This window comes from Bacteroides sp. MSB163 (assembly GCF_036416795.1).
In the GTDB taxonomy this organism is placed as follows: Bacteria; Bacteroidota; Bacteroidia; order Bacteroidales; family Bacteroidaceae; genus Bacteroides; species Bacteroides maternus.
The window spans coordinates 3,277,770-3,295,622 of record NZ_CP143867.1 but is presented as its reverse complement, the minus strand read 5'-3'; the positions used below and the strand labels follow the sequence as shown (position 1 = coordinate 3,295,622).

10 protein-coding genes are annotated in these 17,853 nt (G+C 41.6%); 4 read left to right on the top strand and 6 right to left on the bottom strand.

Going from position 1 to position 17,853, the window contains the following annotated elements; all coding sequences use genetic code 11:
- Positions 1–230: 230 nt before the first annotated feature.
- Positions 231–4,331 carry a hybrid sensor histidine kinase/response regulator transcription factor gene (locus VYM24_RS12050; protein WP_330940132.1) on the top strand — a complete coding sequence of 1,367 codons (4,101 nt, stop codon included), beginning with the start codon at positions 231–233 and terminating at the stop codon, positions 4,329–4,331.
- Positions 4,332–4,395: 64 nt separating this feature from the next.
- On the opposite strand, the gene VYM24_RS12045 is transcribed toward VYM24_RS12050, so the two are convergent.
- The 3 genes from VYM24_RS12045 to VYM24_RS12035 form a co-directional block, all read right to left on the bottom strand.
- On the bottom strand, positions 4,396–7,620 hold the full coding sequence (locus VYM24_RS12045) for a glycosyl hydrolase family 95 catalytic domain-containing protein (RefSeq protein ID WP_330940131.1): 3,225 nt from the start codon (positions 7,618–7,620) through the stop codon (positions 4,396–4,398).
- Between the two features lie 35 nt (positions 7,621–7,655).
- Positions 7,656–8,537, bottom strand: a complete 882-nt coding sequence (locus tag VYM24_RS12040; RefSeq protein ID WP_330942242.1) for an alpha/beta hydrolase — start codon at positions 8,535–8,537, stop codon at positions 7,656–7,658.
- Positions 8,538–8,758: 221 nt separating this feature from the next.
- Positions 8,759–10,648, bottom strand: coding sequence for a cellulase family glycosylhydrolase (locus VYM24_RS12035; RefSeq protein WP_330942241.1), 1,890 nt, complete (start codon positions 10,646–10,648; stop codon positions 8,759–8,761).
- A gap of 765 nt (positions 10,649–11,413) precedes the next feature.
- On the opposite strand from VYM24_RS12035, the gene VYM24_RS12030 reads away from it, so the two are divergent.
- The 3 genes from VYM24_RS12030 (at position 11,414) to VYM24_RS12020 (ending at position 13,903) form a co-directional block, all read left to right on the top strand.
- On the top strand, positions 11,414–12,298 hold the full coding sequence (locus VYM24_RS12030; protein WP_291555181.1) for an Rpn family recombination-promoting nuclease/putative transposase: 885 nt from the start codon (positions 11,414–11,416) through the stop codon (positions 12,296–12,298).
- A gap of 1,118 nt (positions 12,299–13,416) precedes the next feature.
- Positions 13,417–13,572: a hypothetical protein gene (locus VYM24_RS12025; RefSeq protein WP_291554214.1), complete on the top strand. Its 156-nt coding sequence runs from the start codon at positions 13,417–13,419 to the stop codon at positions 13,570–13,572.
- A complete protein-coding gene (locus VYM24_RS12020; RefSeq protein WP_330940130.1) occupies positions 13,562–13,903 on the top strand; it encodes an addiction module toxin RelE in 342 nt (113 codons plus the stop codon). The genes VYM24_RS12025 and VYM24_RS12020 overlap by 11 nt, the downstream gene beginning before the upstream one ends.
- 211 nt (positions 13,904–14,114) lie before the next feature.
- On the opposite strand, the gene VYM24_RS12015 is transcribed toward VYM24_RS12020, so the two are convergent.
- The 3 genes from VYM24_RS12015 to VYM24_RS12005 form a co-directional block, all read right to left on the bottom strand.
- The gene (locus tag VYM24_RS12015; protein WP_291554217.1) at positions 14,115–14,528 is read right to left on the bottom strand and encodes a hypothetical protein; all 414 of its coding nucleotides are present in this window, start codon (positions 14,526–14,528) and stop codon (positions 14,115–14,117) included.
- Positions 14,529–14,607: 79 nt separating this feature from the next.
- Positions 14,608–16,797 (bottom strand): endo-1,4-beta-xylanase, encoded by a 2,190-nt coding sequence (locus VYM24_RS12010; protein WP_330940129.1) that lies wholly within the window; start codon positions 16,795–16,797, stop codon positions 14,608–14,610.
- Between the two features lie 32 nt (positions 16,798–16,829).
- A complete protein-coding gene (locus VYM24_RS12005; RefSeq protein WP_330940128.1) occupies positions 16,830–17,852 on the bottom strand; it encodes a DUF5627 domain-containing protein in 1,023 nt (340 codons plus the stop codon).
- Position 17,853 lies beyond the last annotated feature (1 nt).

The following is a 17,853-nucleotide window of genomic DNA, read 5'->3' as shown; positions in this document are numbered from 1 at the left end:
AGAAGCCAGCGCTTCCCCTCTTTTTTTATATGCCGGCTGATTCTGTGAAAACATTATACCAAGAGAAAGACTGTTGAGTTTGACGGAAACAACAATTACGATCTACCCGCCCCCTTACAGTGAAACAAAAAAGAATCCAGATCTGAATAAGAAATTCGACATATAAGTTCATATTTTAAAAGGAAATATAGTGGATATTAAGTATATTTGCAAGCATAAAATTAATAACTATGAAAACCAAATTTATTTTATGCCTATTATTTTTATGCTTATCTACCACATTTCATGGACAGGAAGGGAAGATGTTCACGGTCGACAAAGACCTATCAAGCAGTATGCTCAATAAAATATATCAAGATCGTGACGGAATAATATGGATTGCAACAGAAGACGGCTTGAATAGATATGATGGTGCTAAATTCACCGTTTATAGAAATGAAAAAGATAACCCCCACTCTCTACTTAACGACTACGTACGTACACTTTATGAAGACAGTCAAGGACGCTTTTTCATAGGTTCCCTGAACGGATTACAAATATATGACCGGGCAACAGATAGCTTTACCACCATTCCGATGTACCTTTCCAGCGGAGCTCCGATAGCCCCCAATATAGCGACAATACTTGAACGCAATAATGGAGAAATACTAATAGGTACCTCGGGACATAGCATGTTTCTACTGGAGACAAAAGGAGACAGCATAAATGCCAGGCAAATAAGCCAATTTATTCCTAGCAATTTAATCACATCTGCATATGAAGATAAAAAAGGGAATTTATGGATATCAACAGGTGATAATGGTATCTTTCGTTTTGATGAAAATAACCAATCCAAACATTATTCAGGCGAAAAAGACATAGCGAAGAATACAGTTTCGAGTATGTGTGAAGACCACCAAGGCAATCTTTATATGAGTAGTTTAAAGAAAGGGCTATTTATATATAATGACAAAGCAGATACATTTATTCCTATTATATATACTCCTAATCCCAATTTGCCTATCAAAATTCTATATCCCGGAAATCAGAATGAGATATTTATCGGTACAGACGGTTCGGGAATAAAAATATATGATACTCAGGAACAAAAGATAAAGGAAGCCAATTTTAACATCACCACATTTAACCTGAAAAAAGCCAAAGTACACTCTATTCTGAAAGATAAAATAGGAAATACCTGGTTAGGCTTTTTCCAGAAAGGGGTTATGATTATACCTGCCACTATCAACAAATTCAAATACATGGGGTATAAATCTTCCGTACATAATGTAATCGGTTCGAACTGCGTCATGTCAGTATGCAAGGACCATACTGGAACTCTCTGGGTAGGTACCGACAATGATGGGATCTATGCAATTGCCCCGGACAACACGTTGAAAGCGCACTTTGCTCCTACAGATGACCCACATTCAGTTCCCGCAACCATCATGAGTATCTTTGAAGACTCCAACTACAATCTGTGGATAGGCTCTTACCTTCACGGCATGGCTCGACTGGACTCCAAGACCGGTCGCTGCGAATACCTGAAGCTATCGGAACAGCCGTCCAACTTGACAGAAAACATATATTGCTTTGCAGAAGATGATAACAAGACATTGTGGATAGGAACTATGGGAGGCGGCCTGTTTTACATGGATATAAATACCGGGAAAATAGGCCAATGCTCAATGCTCGCCAATAACAACAGCAACTGGAATAGAATAAACATGCTACATAATTCATGGATAAACAGTCTCTTATACACTGATGAAGGCAAACTGTACATAGGAACTTATGACGGCCTAGGGTGTTTGGACATAAAAAACATGGATTTCATTTCCCCTCTGAAAAACAGAAGAATATTATATGAAGATGTAATTTATGCCCTTCACGAGGGTAGTGATGGAATCATCTGGATAGGAACGTCTAAAGGATTAAAACGACTCAATCCCCAAAGTCTTGATATCCAAGAATACACAATAGTGGACGGTTTGCCAAGCAATTATATATGCGCAATCAAAGAAGATATGGATGGCTATCTTTGGATCAGTACAAATTATGGAATCAGTCGGTTCAATCCTAAAAATCAGGGCTTCATTAATTTCTATGCAAGTGACGGATTACAAGGTAATGAATTCAGCAAAGGAGCCGGCTTTGCATGTCAGCAAGGTGAACTGATTTTTGGAGGTACCAACGGTATCACTTATTTTAATCCGGCAGAAATAACCAATTCGAATAAAAAGCCCGAGATTCGGATTACGGATTTCTATATCCATGATAAAATGGTAAAGAAAGGGATGAAATCAGGAAGTAAAGACATTGTCACTACTGCAGTGATGGATGCCAATCACTTCCAGCTTTCCCACAAGGACAACTCTTTCAGTATTGAATTTTCAGCCATGGAGTTTTTCAGCCCAGAGCGAATCACCTATATATACCGCATCAACAACAGCAACTGGATTAGTTTACAACAAGGCATCAACCGAGTTTCATTCAGTAATCTAAACCCTGGCGACTACACATTCCAAGTGAAAGCAAAAGATAATGGCTCCTATTCTGATATTAAAGAAATACTTATCACTATTTATCCCGCATGGTATGCATCCGGATGGGCAAAGCTAATGTATGGAATATTACTGATAGTCATCATCTATATCATCATCATCCAGGTGCGTCATCGTTACCGTGCCCGTCAGGAAATATTGGAACATATTCACGCAGAACAAATCAATGAAGCCAAATTGCAGTTTTTCATCAATATATCCCATGAGATACGTACTCCGATGTCTCTTATCATAAGCCCATTACAGAAGCTTATCGCTACTGATAAAGATGGAGAACGACAGAAAAACTATCACACTATTTATCGGAATGCTGAACGTATTCTGCGCCTGGTCAACCAGCTGATGGATATTCGCAAAATAGACAAAGGACAAATGTCACTGAAATTTCAGGAGGTAGACATCGTAGGCTTCATCCGAGATCTATACTATACCTTCGAATATCAAGCAAATGCCAAACATATCACTCTTAGTTTTCAAACAGAGATGGAAAGCTTACAGGCATGGATAGATCCTAAGAATTTTGATAAAGTTATCCTGAACATAATCTCTAATGCGTTCAAATTTACACCGGAAAACGGAAAAATCAATATTTATCTCCGCACAGGTAACGACATAAATGCTCCATGCTCTTTACAACATTATTTTGAAATAATAGTGGAAGATAGCGGCATCGGAATTGATCCTGCAGAGATAGGAAGAATTTTTGAGCGTTTCTATCAAATCCGTAACAGCCACAATAACTCTAATGTAGGTACGGGTATCGGATTGCATCTAAGCCGTTCATTAATAGAGTTACACCATGGTACAATAGAAGCAGAAAATAATGAAGGGAAACCGGGTTCCCGCTTCATTATACGATTGCCCTTAGGTAAGGAACATCTGAGCGCTGAAGAAATAGATAATAACCCGGCTGATAACCATTCTCCCGTACATATCACAACTGCTCTCCCAACTTCTCCTGTTGATGAAGAAGACGAAAAAGTACGCTCCAGAACAAAGAGTCGTGTTCTGGTAGTAGAAGATGATGAAGAAATACGAAAGTACATCTGTCGCGAATTGGCAAGTGATTTCCATATGAGCGAGTGTACTAATGGAAAAGAAGCTCTTGCAATTATTCTAAAAAAGGAACCGGATCTGATTATCAGTGATATCATGATGCCTGAAATGGACGGGCTGACACTTTGCAAAAAAATCAAGCAGAACGTAACCATCAACCATATACCAATTATCCTCTTGACGGCCAAATCAAGGGAAGAAGATAACCTGGAAGGTTTAAACATGGGAGCAGATGCATATATAGTGAAACCATTCAGTATCGAAATACTGAGAAAAACGGCTATCAACCTTATCAAGAGCAGAGAAGTATTGCGCAATAATTTCAGCGGTAGTCAGATGCAAGAACAGAAGTTGAAGAAACTAAAAGTCCAATCACCTGACGACAGGCTGCTTGATAAAGTGATGAAAGTTATCAATGACAACCTCGGTAATCCTGATTTGAATGTTGAAATGATAGCAACTGAAGTAGGTATCAGTCGCGTACATTTGCACCGTAAGCTAAAAGAGTTGACCAACCAGTCAACCCGCGACTTAATACGCAATGTTCGCCTGAAACAAGCAGCATCACTATTGGCAAACCAGTATCATAACATCACTGAAGTCGCTACCCTTACAGGTTTTACTAATATAGCATATTTTTCTACTGCTTTTAAAGAATTATACGGAGTACCACCCACCACCTATATGGAAGAACAACAAAAGTCTCCATTATCTGACAATGCTAAATCATAAAGCAAAAAAGCCAACTGAATCATAAATTGACCAGTTGGCTTTCTTAACTAAATTGCTAATATCATTACATGCTACGCTCCAGCGAATAGTCTTCTCCCGGCTGAGTAACAATGTCATATTCGTAAGTACGATAAAGGACCGGCACCTGAGGATTTATCAGCTTTGAAACTATTGGTTCTTTTATAACTGCCGGTGCATAAAGAGGATTCGGGCAAGCACCGTCTGCCACTTTCACTCCTTTTCCCTTTAAAGGAACATAAGAACGGATGCGCAGTACCCCGCCCAAACGAGAAAGTATTTTCGCCTTTTTCAGTTGAACGCCATCCCATTCCATATCCACAACAAAACCACCACGGGCAACAAGGCCTTTCACACTTCCTTTTTTCCATGCTTCGGGCAATGCGGGCAACAAGTGTACCGCACCATCATGGCTTTGTAGCAACATCTCTGCCACTCCCGCCGTATAACCGAAGTTACCATCAATCTGAAAAGGTGGATGGGCATCAAATAAATTAGGATATGTACGTCCCTCCGGATATTCTTTCTGGACCTTATCATTAGGCAAAAGATGAAGCATATTCTGTATAATCTTATAAGCGTGATTGCCATCCAGCATACGTGCCCAGAAATTAATCTTCCACCCGATACTCCAACCGGTAGCCATGTCTCCGCGCTGTATCAAAGTATTGCGGGCAGCCTGGAACAACTCAGGATTTGTAGTCGGAGAAATCTGATTACTGGGATATAAACCATATAAGTGCGAAATATGCCGATGGTCATCCAACGGATTATCAGCATCAATCAGCCACTCTTGCAATTGATTATGTTTGCCAATCTGCATGGGGGGCAACTTGCCCAACATGGCCTGCAAAGAATCTTCATACTTTTTATCACCACCCAGAATACGGCTTGCCAGAAGTGTACTGTAAAGGGCATCAAAAGCAATCTGATTATCCATTGTACAACCTGCCGTAATCGTTGATTGTGAACCCCGATAACCATGTTCCGGAGACATGGAAGGTACCGTAACCATCCACTTATACTTCGGATGTTCCACCAAATGACTTAAATAAAAATCAGCAGTTCCTTTTAATATCGGATAATACTTCTTTAAAAACTCTTTATCACCGGTAAACAAATAGTGTTGCCACAGATGTTGTGCCACCCAGGCACCTCCATTAGGCCACATGCCGAAGCTTGCAGCATCCACCGGTCCGCAGGCACGCCATATATCTGTATTATGATGTGCCACCCAACCTTTGGCGCCATAAAGAACCTTAGCTGTCTCACTACCCGTAACAGCCAGGTCGGTCACCATGTCAAAGAAAGGTTCATGCGTTTCACTCAGATTGGTTACTTCAGCAGGCCAGTAATTCATCTCCGCATTGATATTAATCGTATATTTACTATCCCAGGGAGCATAGGGACTATGATTCCAGATACCCTGAAGATTGGCAGGCTGACCACCGGGTTGTGAAGAAGAAATCAACAAATAACGACCATATTGGAACATCAAAGCCGCCATCGCCATATCATTTCCTTCTATAAAACGTTGCACACGGACAGGTGTCTCCAAAGCAGAAATTTTAGTGCTTTCCAAAGTCAGAGCCACACGATCATATTGTTTACGGTAAGAGGCTATATGACTCTTCAAAGCCTGTTCATAAGGAACACGAGTGGCTTTCTGCAAATAAGTAGCTGCACGCTTTGATTCGTTTGCACTGACATCATGGTAATTCACAAAATTGGTAGCCGCCGATATGTACAAAGTAGCCTCGGTAGCCCCATTCACGGCAAGTGCGCTTTCTTCCTTACTCACTTTACCATCTGTTTTCACCTGCACCTGGCATTCGGCACGCATAGCGGCAGGGATTCCTTCATGTTCAACTCCCTGACAGGAGATAATCAGTTTACCACCTTTTACTTGTACATTTGATTTCAGCGGACTGTTATATGATATGGCGAAATTCAAAGCCTTTGCCTTATTCGCCTGAATACGGACGATAATCACATCATCACTCAAAGAAGCAAAAGCTGTACGGACAAACTTCACTCCGTCCACTTCATAACGGGTGGTAGCAGTAGCATTCTCCAGATTCAGATCCCGATAATATTCAGAAGGATTCTCATGCCCTGGGAAATTCAGGAAAAGACTCCCCATCGTCAAGTAACGCATGCCATGCTGAGGCGTCATATAATTCTCATCAATGAGTTTCTGTGCCTCCAGAGTTTTGCCTTCAAAAATAAGACGGCGTATTTCAGATAACACCTGCAATCCTTTGGGATTATTATTATTGTAAGGTCCGCCGGCCCAGAAAGTCTCTTCATTGAGTTGCAGTTCTTCACGGGCAGTTCCGCCAAAAACCATAGCCCCCAAACGGGAATTACCCAGTGGCAGAGCTTCCAGCCAGTCTTGTGCCGGACGGGCATACCACAATTTCATATTCTGGGCAGATGTCCAATCTCCGTATCCCAAAATGGAAAGCATCTTAGCAGCATAGCGTGCTCCCAACATCCGGTATCCCTCGGCTGTAAAATGAAGATTATCGAATGCAGCCGGACAACCGGCAGAGGATATGACGTGTGCAGTAGGAATTACCTGTGGCAAACTATCAATGATTGTATTCATGCTGGCACAGACTCCATTCTGATCCGCATGTACCACCTCACCCGCCAGTAAAGGCACATTAGCAGCAGATAATCCCAAATCTTTCAAAAGATTATCATACACTCCCTTTACTTTTGAAGGCCAGTCTTTATCATTTGTATTCGACTCTCCCTGATGCAGCAGAATACCTTTAATCACTCCATCCTTTTGAGCAATCTTTGCCATCTCAACCAAACGTGCATAAGGATTGCCACCATATTCTTTTACCATATTCTTCAGCCAGTCCGGAGAAGTTTCTACGTACGACTGATAGTTATCCTTGTCAAACAGTTCTATCCTGCAACCACCTACGGCAACATTGATAATCCCTACCCGCACATTGGATGGCAGGTTAGCCACCATAGCCCGTCCAAAATAATCACCCGGAGTCAGGCCCGTATAGCAACGTGCCAAAGGAGGAACCGCCTTATACCAATTCCCTTTGGTTCTCCCCAAATTAGGACAATCGACAGCCGCTAATACCTGAAAACGGCTGTCAACTGCCACTGTGTCCTGTGCTTCTACCTTTGCATTTCCCTCCATGTTCGATTGTCCCAAACACAGATAGACATGAAAATTCGCATCTTGTGCAAATGTCGTCATGCCTAAAAGAAGTAAGCATGTAAATACAAATGTTCTCATAATCTGTCTATTATTTATTATTTCTATATACATATTCATTCTTTACCAAATATCCGGGTTACGAAAGGTAAACACTGATAAAGAGCCGAGTGCCAATATTCCCAATCATGCCCTCCATCACGCACCCTGAACTGGCAGGGTATGCCGGTGTTACGCATAGCTTGATAAAACTCTATATTACGATCAAGCAGGAAATCATCATCCCCACAATCTACAAACCAGGCAACACTACGCAAATCAGCCTTGCGGTCCTCGTCAGCCTCCATCACATATTTCACACAGCTATTTTCTATAACACTACGGGTAAGTATCGCAATTTTCGAATTCGGATCATCAGCAGGTACCGCTCCCTGTTCAGGAATAGACATCAGAGCGCTCATCGCATAGACTGCACAGAACATATCACTATGGCGCTGACCATAATTAGTAGCTCCGCCACCGCCCATCGACAATCCCGCAATAGCACGATGCTGTCTATCGCCTATCACCCTGTATTCTTTCTCTATATAAGGCAAGAATTCCGTATAAAAGAAAGTCTCATATTTCCAACCCGGCATATCAAAATATCCGTTCCACTCCATATGAATATTTCCACCGGCATTCGGAGTAACAATAATCATTTCGCACGCTTCCCCACTGGCTACAAGACGATCCATCACATCTTTTACATGCCCCCGTTCGGCCCAGACAGGATTGGTTTCCCACATACCATGCAAAAGATACAGGACCGGATATTTTTTCTCTTTATCCTGTTCAAAACTCTTTGGCAAAAAAACAGTATAGGCACGCTCTGAATTCAGCACTTTACTAAAAAGAGTGTCCGTAACTACTTTACTCTGAAAATTCCAAGGTGCATTTTGTGCATAACCGGACAGTGTATACATCATTGCAGCCAACCATACAATTATCTTCTTCATCATATCTTTTATTTAAAGTTTATCAGACCATTCATATATATCTGCAAAAATAAGGCATGAATCCGATCACTGATTTGCAATTTTAGACATTTGAATATCAATATTAGATAAATATAACAGATTTGTATTCCTGCACACTCTTCACAGAGGATGCAGGAAAGATATTATAAAATGCACAAATTATATCGAACTCTCGGAAAGATGAGAGTTGATATGTCTTTTTAATTTGCTAAGGAGATATTAGCTATCACAACAGGTTTTCCACCCGTTGACCAAAAACCTGCAATGTAAAGATGTGAAGGATCGATCTTTCCTCCGTTCTCATCTTTCATATTGTCCAACTCCACTACAATCTTACGCGAAGATCCGAAATCATACGTAGCAGGCTTACTCCAATAATTGTTTTTATCAAACAGACGGAACGAAACCCCACTCTCATTATCGTTACCCAGCTCTACGGTCACAGTCTTATATCCTGACAAATCAAGTCCACTGTCATATTGCCATCCTCCGAAACCATACTGCCCCGTCACCAGTGTGCGGGTGTTCTCGTCGAACGTGCCTTTCTCCCATATAGAAGGATTGAAGACATCTGCTGTCAGTGAGAAAGGAGAAATTACCGTAACCTGCAATGTCAGTTTCTTACTGACTCCGGCAGCCGATTGATACGTAACGGTTACCGTAGCTTCACCGGGTGCTACAGCTACTAATTTGGCTGCCTGTTCTACTTTCAGCACGTTTGTATCTGAGCTGTTGACAGTCGCCTCCGCAGTCACCATCCGTACCGTTCCATCAGAATAAACAGCTTTCACTTTGAGATAATTCGTACCACCCATTTGCAGACGAAGTTCCCCCTCTTGTCCCATCAACTCCAGTTTTTCCAGTTCCCCATTCACTACTATCCCTTCAGCATATTCCTTGAACCAATGGTACATCGCCCACGGGCAGGCCTCGGGATCATTGAGAAAAGTGTAATTACCCGGTTCACCCGGCACATCTTTAAACGCTGCCAACTCATGTGACCTCGTTGTAAAGAATAACCAGGAAACATTACCTGAATTATCAGCTATATATTTGAAGTTGGCACCAAAACCTTCACCACCAGCTGTTCCTGTAATACTTTTACCCCAAGTGGCATCATATTTCTTCGGAGCCCAGTCTATTTCAGTCACCATGATAGGAGCGAAAGCCGCCACAGGGCCTACTTGCGCATCCCACCCCCGCTGAAAAGCTTCATAACCTCCTCCTGTGGAAGAGCCGATTCCTTCACCGCTGTCTTCCTCAGCATCGCTACCATACCAACCGGGATAGCAGTGAACGGCAAAGCCTATGTTCTCCCCTTTGATACGGTGAGTGGCATATCCGGCGTAAGATGACTGATAAGACAATCCCGGCACCCAAACAATGTTGCGACAATTGGCACGTATTTTGTCTACTATAGCCTGAAAGTAGAGTTGGAGGTTCTTGAAATGACCATCACCGCTACTGCCGTATGTTCCGTCAGTACCTTTTATTCTGACAGGTTCATTGGCAAGCTCGAACATGACATCCATATTATTTTTCAGCTTAGGATGTTGCGAAACAATATTCCACACTTTGAGCAAAAACTGCTGATAAGTGTCTCCTATTTCTATACCTTGATAGGGAGCATCAGCCGGACAGACTCCGGGCGGACGCATCACCACATACATTCCTTTGGAAATAAAGTATTCTGCCATCGGCACAAACAACTCTTCAAGATACTTCCGAAAGCGAGTTTCGGAGAACCGTTCATGTCCTTCATATCTCACAGACTGCATGGAGGGGTCATCACTCCAATACGGGTCGAGGTGCATCCGCACGAAATTGAACTTCCATCCGGCAGCAACGATTTCATCCACCATCCTCTTATTATAGTTGAGGCATGCCTGCACATCATAGTTACCCCAGGCATTGTTATTGAAGAAAGGGCTGTAAGTCTGCGTAAAACCATGCAGATTGACTATCTCCCCTTCCACATTCTTCAGATAACGTCCCACTACACTTAGAAGAGGCAATGTATTCTTATTTCCCGGTTCCGGATCAGGCTCAACGGGTTCCACCGGTTCTTCCGGCGGCACTACCTCTTGCATTGCATTATCGGAACAAGATGACAATAATATAAAGTCCAAGCTTGCACAGAAATTCAGAGCACATCCTATTAACAATGCATGCAAAAAACTCTTGTTTCTCATACTGTTTTTCATTTGATCTTCGATTATATCTTCAGAAATCTTTCCGGTTTCAAATGTAACAGATAGAAATGAAACAAACAGTATCTTCATGATACATAGTTATTCGCTGATGTTACATCTTTAATGTCCGTGTTACATTTTCTTTCAGAAACATTCCATCACAGTTATACTATGCCTCTCACCACGTTTATAATAATTAGCGGAAAATATTACTGATTATCAACTCCATGCATCTTCCTTGCAGAAGCTTAATCCTGCCTTGATTGCAGACATTACCGGCCTAACTTGTGAAGAGATAAAGAAGCTGTGACTACTTGCCTAAAATTACATTTTAAGTGTTATTCAATTTTTTAAATAAAGGCAACGGCTTCACTTTGATTTGAACCCTGAAATTATCTAATCTTCCAAATTGGATAATTTCAGACCTATATACTCCTCAAAAACAGAATCAGACAAAATATAGCAACATTCTTTTTCGTCTTGCAGTCTTCCATCAGAAAAAAACAAATGACAAGCAGGATGACAGTTACTCAGTAAATCATTTCATTCATAACCGCTCAGATAAAGAATAAAACGGCAAAAGCCGTTATTTTCTGCAATAATGCTCCGTCTTCTCAAATAAAACCTTACCTTTGTAATAACCAAAACAAAGCGAACAAAGCAATGAGCAAATTCATTAATCCTTTTACAGACGTAGGGTTTAAGAAAATTTTCGGACAGTCGGTAACAAAAGGCCTGCTGATTGACTTCCTGAACGACCTGCTGAAAGGAGAAAAACAGATAAAGGACATCACGTTTCTGGACAAGGAACAGATGCCCATTTACGATGGCGATCGCGGATTGATATACGATATCTACTGCACCACAGAGACCGGTGAAAAAATCATAGTGGAGATGCAGAACAAATACCAAGACCGCTTCAAGGAACGCTCCCTGTATTACCTGTCCCAAGCGGTAGTGCGCCAGGGCGAGCGCGGAACCAAATGGCAGTATGAGATAAAAGCCGTATATGGCGTCTTCTTCATGAATTTCTATCTGGGAACAGAGAAGGGACGCTTCCGCAAGGACGTCATACTGGCGGACAAGGAAACGCACGAACTTTTTATAGACAAGATGCGTTTCATCTTTCTGGAACTCCCTTCCTTCCTGAAGGAAGAGGACGAATGCGAGACTGATTTTGAACGATGGATTTATGTACTTAAGAATATGGAAACGCTAAAACGAATGCCTTTCAAGGCACAGAAGTCAGTGTTCGACGAGCTTGAAAAAATCGTCGATATCTCCGCATTGAGCAAGGAGGAGCGCATGAAGTATGATGAAAGCATCAAGATTTATCGCGACAACCTTGCCATTGCCAGCGGGCAACGGAAGTTGGGACATAAGGAAGGGTATGAAGAAGGAATAGAGAAAGGGATAGAGATAGGAATAGAAAAAGGAATAGAAGAAAGAAACCGTGAGATAGCCCTGAACCTGAAATCTATCGGATTGAATCCTGAGCAAATCATGCAAGCTACCGGGTTGTCCTTGGCGGAAATCAATGATTTATAAAAAATAAGGTTCTCTTTTCCTGCCTGCATGACGGCTTGTTTTTCTCCTTAATTCCGGCAAAAAGCAGTTGCCTACATTATCATTTAATTCATAACCCGGAAAGAAAGGATTTAAATGATAAGCAGTACTATCCCGTCATCCTTGCCGAAGGCTTGCGAAACTTATGAAGTGATACGGAGCTTATTTGTTCTCCATATTTACTTCCATTAGCTGAATTTATTTGTCAGTTATCGTTTTGTGCGGAGATATAAGATAATGATGTCTGGATTGAGTATTTCCCCATCGTACAGCGCTTGATAAAAAAGAATGCAAGGAATCCTTATTGGGAAAATACAAATAGAAAGCGTATATGAAAAATAAAAAGGATATTGCATGGTAATACTCTAATAAAAGGCTCAAAACATCTGTTTTAGGTGTATTTTTAATCAAATAGACATTGCGAAAACGAACGGGATATACCGGAAAGTAGCGGATAAAACCGTTTTCAGAGAAAGCTTACGCTCATATTTCGGACAAAATAACCTTTTATCCGGTAAGGCTACACCCTTTTAAACACATGGCTACACCCTTTGGAGCACATGGCTACACCCTTTCGGGCAAATGGTGTAGCCCTTTTTCAGCTACAACCTTCTATATTTAGATTCGTTTCCGCTGCGAGGAACGGCAGTTTCCCCACCAGAAACGATGGTTCCCTACCATAGGGAAACTTAAATCAACTAGTTCTAAGACTATTAAAGACACCTCTTAGGAAGCATTAAGAATAATACAAAAAACGCATGGCAAAGCAGAGAATTAACTGAGGGGAATAACTGCCGGATATGAAACGATATAGAGAAAAGTCGTAACAATGCAGAAAAAACTTTTCTTTATGCTTATATTCTTTCCTTAAACGTCATCCCGAATAAAAAAATGCCCGCAGGGGAAGCCTTTCCTACCTTTCCACAACCGTATTTCCGATAAAAACGTTTCTTTGTCATTAGAAATCAAATAAGAAAGGAGGCCGTAATATGACAACACTGGAATTGGAAGGTCAGAAAGCATTGCTAGTTCGTGATATCTTGACGGAAATCAACGACAAGAATGCACTGGAAAAACTGCGTAGAGCCTTGTAGCGGATAATGAAAAGCAAGAATACCGATGAGGTGGAAGCGGAAGAAACCATCAGCAAGAAAGAACTGCTTGCAGGAACAGATGCCAGGTGGGGTGAAGCGAAACAGACTATGACCGGACAACTAAAAGCCAAAACTGCAAGGGAGTTTGCCGATGAATTATGATATAATCGTTCAGCCTACATTTCAGCATGAAGTTAAACGTTTGGCAAAACACTATGCTTCATTCAAAGAAGATTATGTTGCCCTCATTGATGCATTGGAACAGAATCCGCTATTGGGAACAGATCTTGACAACAGACCTCGTAAAATTCGTGTAAAAACTACTTCAAAAGGAAAAGGCAAGAGTGGTGGCACAAGAGTAATTACTTTTATAGCTGTGACTTCCGAACGGAATTCAACTATGAATCTGCTCTTTGTTTATGATAAGGCAGAGCGTTCTTCCATCAGCAAGAAAGAGTTGGCAGAATTGTTGAAGAAGAATGGTTTGATGTGATAGGGTTAAATACTTCATAATGCTAAGACAAACGGATTGCAAATCCGCCGGAACAGGGAAAAAAAGTGCCCATACATGAGTTTCCTGTATGGGCATTTTATACCTTATGACAGCTTCATCCTATCAAAAACCTAACCCTATATAAGACTAATTACCAATAACGGACAAAACTATAGGTATAAATATCATCTCCGGTTATACCCTAACATATCTATAACCGATTCGGAAAGAAAAGGAAGGTAAAAACTCTTTCTGCAACTATTCCTTGGAAACCACTTGCTGTACGTGTAGTTACGGAAAACCTTAGAACATCCGTATTTCCATTCAATCCTATATAGCAGACCTTATCATTGCTTGGCTGCGGCTGAAAAGTCTCATCCCCACCATTCGCCTCTAATAATTTCCACTCATAATACATTCCATCCGGAAGTTCATCTAATTGGATACCAATGACAAATGCCATTTTAGTAAACTCGTCACGTCCTGTTAAGACATGAACTCCACCAAAAGCACTAGTAGTATAAGTCCCTGTTGCCACATAAGCATTCGTTTGAACGCTCTCACTTTTCCCGGCCCATACTAAAGTCGGTAATAAAGCCAATAAAATAAATAAAATATTTTTCATTGTTGTACAATTTTTATTAAGATAATAAAGGCAGCGGTTTCACGTTATGACACCCGCTGCCTTTTCTCATAAAACTCTATTATTTTCCAGCCAATCCATCAGCAAAACCTGCATAGGTATGCTTACGACTGTAGTTGGAATCCCAAAGGCCTACGGGTTCACCACCACGCCAGCCCGAATCACTGGGAGCATCGGTAGCACACCATTGCGTGATACCATACTGCTGGGCAGCAGGAATAATCTCAAAGTACTTCTTCACGATGAACTTATAGTATTCTGCCATCGCTTTATGCTGAGCTTCGGTCATATTCTCTGTCTTAACACTAGTATTATTCTCATCTATATAACCCATATCAAGTTCTGATATCTTTACCAGTTTACCACTTTCTGCCAATATCTCAAACATCTTCACCACATGGTCTTCCTTGCTCTTCTGCGTGACAGCATTGGCATAGCAAGATACGTGCATCTGCGTACCGATACCGTCAATCTTTGTTACACCGTCAGCTTCCCACTTCTCAATCCAGTGTACCAAACTCTTGACTTTTTTGTTATCATCCCAGTCTGACTCCAGATTGTAGTCATTGACAAAGAGCTTCAAAGGAGCAGTACCACCATTTTCTGCATAATACTTGCGGGCGGCAGCTACAACAATGCGTACGTAATCCACATTACCCAAATAGTCTTGCCAATAGAAATTGTTCTTGGCATCTTCAGGAGAAACGTTGCTGGCTGATTGTAAGGTATAGAAACCTTCATCGTTACCACCACCGGAAATAGCTTCGTTCACTACATCCCAAGCTGTTACATAACCATCGGTAGCTTTCATCATACCTTCCACCCAGTTGTTCATAGCCCAAGTTAGAGTATCTTTTTTCTCTTCAGGAGTAAGTTCAATACTTGTCTGATTAGAAGAATATCCCTCACCTTCAGCAGACAATCCCTGATAGCCACTCCAACTGGTCCACCCCTCAATCGACTGGTTTTCAAAGCTGGAAGTATAAATATCCGACGTCCCATCTGAGAACACAACATCATCTACATAAATGGTTCCTACAAAATCACCAAAATTAAAGGTAAACTTATCCACTTGTCCATGCCCTGGTGTAAATGTCAAACTGACATCTGCCCATTCGGTACCAATATTTAAACCACCAGGATATCCTTGAGCACCACCACTGGAAGACTGCATAAATATGGTACAATTATATGTATCAGTTGCCTTGACCTTGGCTCTAAAAGTGTACGCTTTTCCTTCGGTCAACGGTGAAGCAAATTGATACCACACTTGTGAATCCCAATTATTGTTTTTCTTCTCACTATTAGTCATAGTCAAACAGAAGCCTGCATTATCATTGCCTTCCTTGCCTATTTCATAGGAATATGAAGTCATCCAGCCCGGTCTTGTCCAACGGGATAAATCTTCAGTATCAAACGTACCGCCTTCAATAAGATTTTCATCATCAGCAGAAGACAATGTCACATCGTCAAAACAAAGTTCTCCTTGAAACGTACCGAAACAGAAACGCAAACGATTGATAGGAATATTCGCTGTAAACGTTATAGAGGTTTCCTCCCATTTATTATCAGCTGAAAAAGAAGGCAAATATTGCGTATCACCATCAATAATACCAGGCCAGAAATTATAGGATACCGCTGAAGTAGCCTTAGCCTTCATCGAAATCACATATTCCTTACCTACTACAAGTGGTTCGGCAAGGTCATAATAAATCTCACGATCCCAAGGATTTCCTCCTGCTTCCGGCACTGTAATATGCAAAAACTTGTTGGATGCATTAGGATCAACAGGCAAAGGTATCGGAGCAATCAATCCGTTTAGATACTTGTTATTCTGTTGTGCATGCCAAGCCAAGGTATGTCCATAGATGGTAAGACCATCGGCTTTAGCCGCAGATACAAAATTTTGCACAGCATCAAAATTCATCGTTCCATCATTACCCACACATGATGCATATTTCATGGCATTGCCTGCCGTCATTTCATGGAAATTAGTATTGGCAAGACGTGTCACAATTTCTGATTTCAAATAGTCGTTCACAGCCAGTGCAATTCCCAACTTAAAGTCGGGATTGGCACTGCTATTCACATAAGTTTTCAAGACATCATAGTCATTGAGGTACTCCATACCTGCAATGGAAGCAGGTTTCTCTACCGAGAAAGCCAACGGCTTGTCATCCACGCAAGAAGCGACGCCAATAGCCGCAGCCATCAAAAGCATTGTACCTAATATATTTTTTGTATGTTTCATATTAATACTTTTTAAAATAAGAAACCCTAACGTTATTTCTTCACGGGAGTAAACCATTCGGCCTTCACACCACGATAATGTACTACCAGCGTATCTTTGGTGGCACAATGAATGCCGTCGTAGTCCATGGTGTAATCCAAATAGAGCACATCACGGTCTTTGCCTCCCCAACTGTTCTTGTCACCTTTGGAAACAAACTTACCATTACCACCGGCCACTACACCATCAGATACAGAAGTAACCGTACAATTGCCACTCTCATCGAAAGAAAGTACCAAATTGGCTTCGATATTCTCTCCGGCAGCATCTTTGGTAGGACGAGCCCACTGTACCTTGTTCAAGCCCAACGTACTGAAGCCTCCGATAGTTTCGTCTTTCTCCACATATGCAGCATGACGCACCTCCGTACCGGTTTTGGCACCGCTATAGGTATCGACACCGCGACGCAGATAGTGCGAATCGTACTTACTTACATACCTCACCGCATAAAGCGTATAATCCTTAGGCTGTACCTCCCAATCCGCTTTATTCAGACGATGCGGATCGGTTACCTGCGCTTTACCCTGCAAAACGGTGTCGGCATTCTGCACACCGGTCATCACCACGGGAATTACATAGTTCAACTCCGCAGATTTCGGGTCACTAAAATAAGCATCAGTCAGATTCACCGTAACGCCACCCAATATCTGGCCTTTCTTTATGACAATCTTATCATCGCTCAGCGTATAGTGAGAAGCCGGTAACGGTAGAATGTCGTCTTTGGTACCTTCATACATAAAACCATCACACAAAGTATTGTCTACCCGGATACCTATTTCCACATCTTTCTTATTCTCGTACACACCCGACACTGTAGCCATAATCTGGCATTTGTGTTCATTGTCTAATGAATTATCCACAGATTCATCCTCACCTATGGTAATGGTACGGATGGGACTTTGATAAGCAAAGTAAACCGCGGAATATTTATAGTCGGGAAATTCCCAGTCGCCGTTTTCGCACGCAGTGAACAAGGCTCCCGCCATAGCGGCCAATATCAAAAATGATTTTCTCATT

Coding starts and splice junctions, on each gene's coding strand:
- VYM24_RS12005 (WP_330940128.1), bottom strand. CDS start 17,852: ATGAGAAAATCATTTTTGATATTGGCCGCTATGGCGGGAGCCTTGTTC.
- VYM24_RS12035 (WP_330942241.1), bottom strand. CDS start 10,648: ATGCAAGAGGTAGTGCCGCCGGAAGAACCGGTGGAACCCGTTGAGCCT.
- VYM24_RS12040 (WP_330942242.1), bottom strand. CDS start 8,537: ATGAAGAAGATAATTGTATGGTTGGCTGCAATGATGTATACACTGTCC.
- VYM24_RS12045 (WP_330940131.1), bottom strand. CDS start 7,620: ATGAGAACATTTGTATTTACATGCTTACTTCTTTTAGGCATGACGACA.
- VYM24_RS12015 (WP_291554217.1), bottom strand. CDS start 14,528: ATGAAAAATATTTTATTTATTTTATTGGCTTTATTACCGACTTTAGTA.
- VYM24_RS12025 (WP_291554214.1), top strand. CDS start 13,417: ATGAAAAGCAAGAATACCGATGAGGTGGAAGCGGAAGAAACCATCAGC.
- VYM24_RS12050 (WP_330940132.1), top strand. CDS start 231: ATGAAAACCAAATTTATTTTATGCCTATTATTTTTATGCTTATCTACC.
- VYM24_RS12030 (WP_291555181.1), top strand. CDS start 11,414: ATGAGCAAATTCATTAATCCTTTTACAGACGTAGGGTTTAAGAAAATT.
- VYM24_RS12020 (WP_330940130.1), top strand. CDS start 13,562: ATGAATTATGATATAATCGTTCAGCCTACATTTCAGCATGAAGTTAAA.
- VYM24_RS12010 (WP_330940129.1), bottom strand. CDS start 16,797: ATGAAACATACAAAAAATATATTAGGTACAATGCTTTTGATGGCTGCG.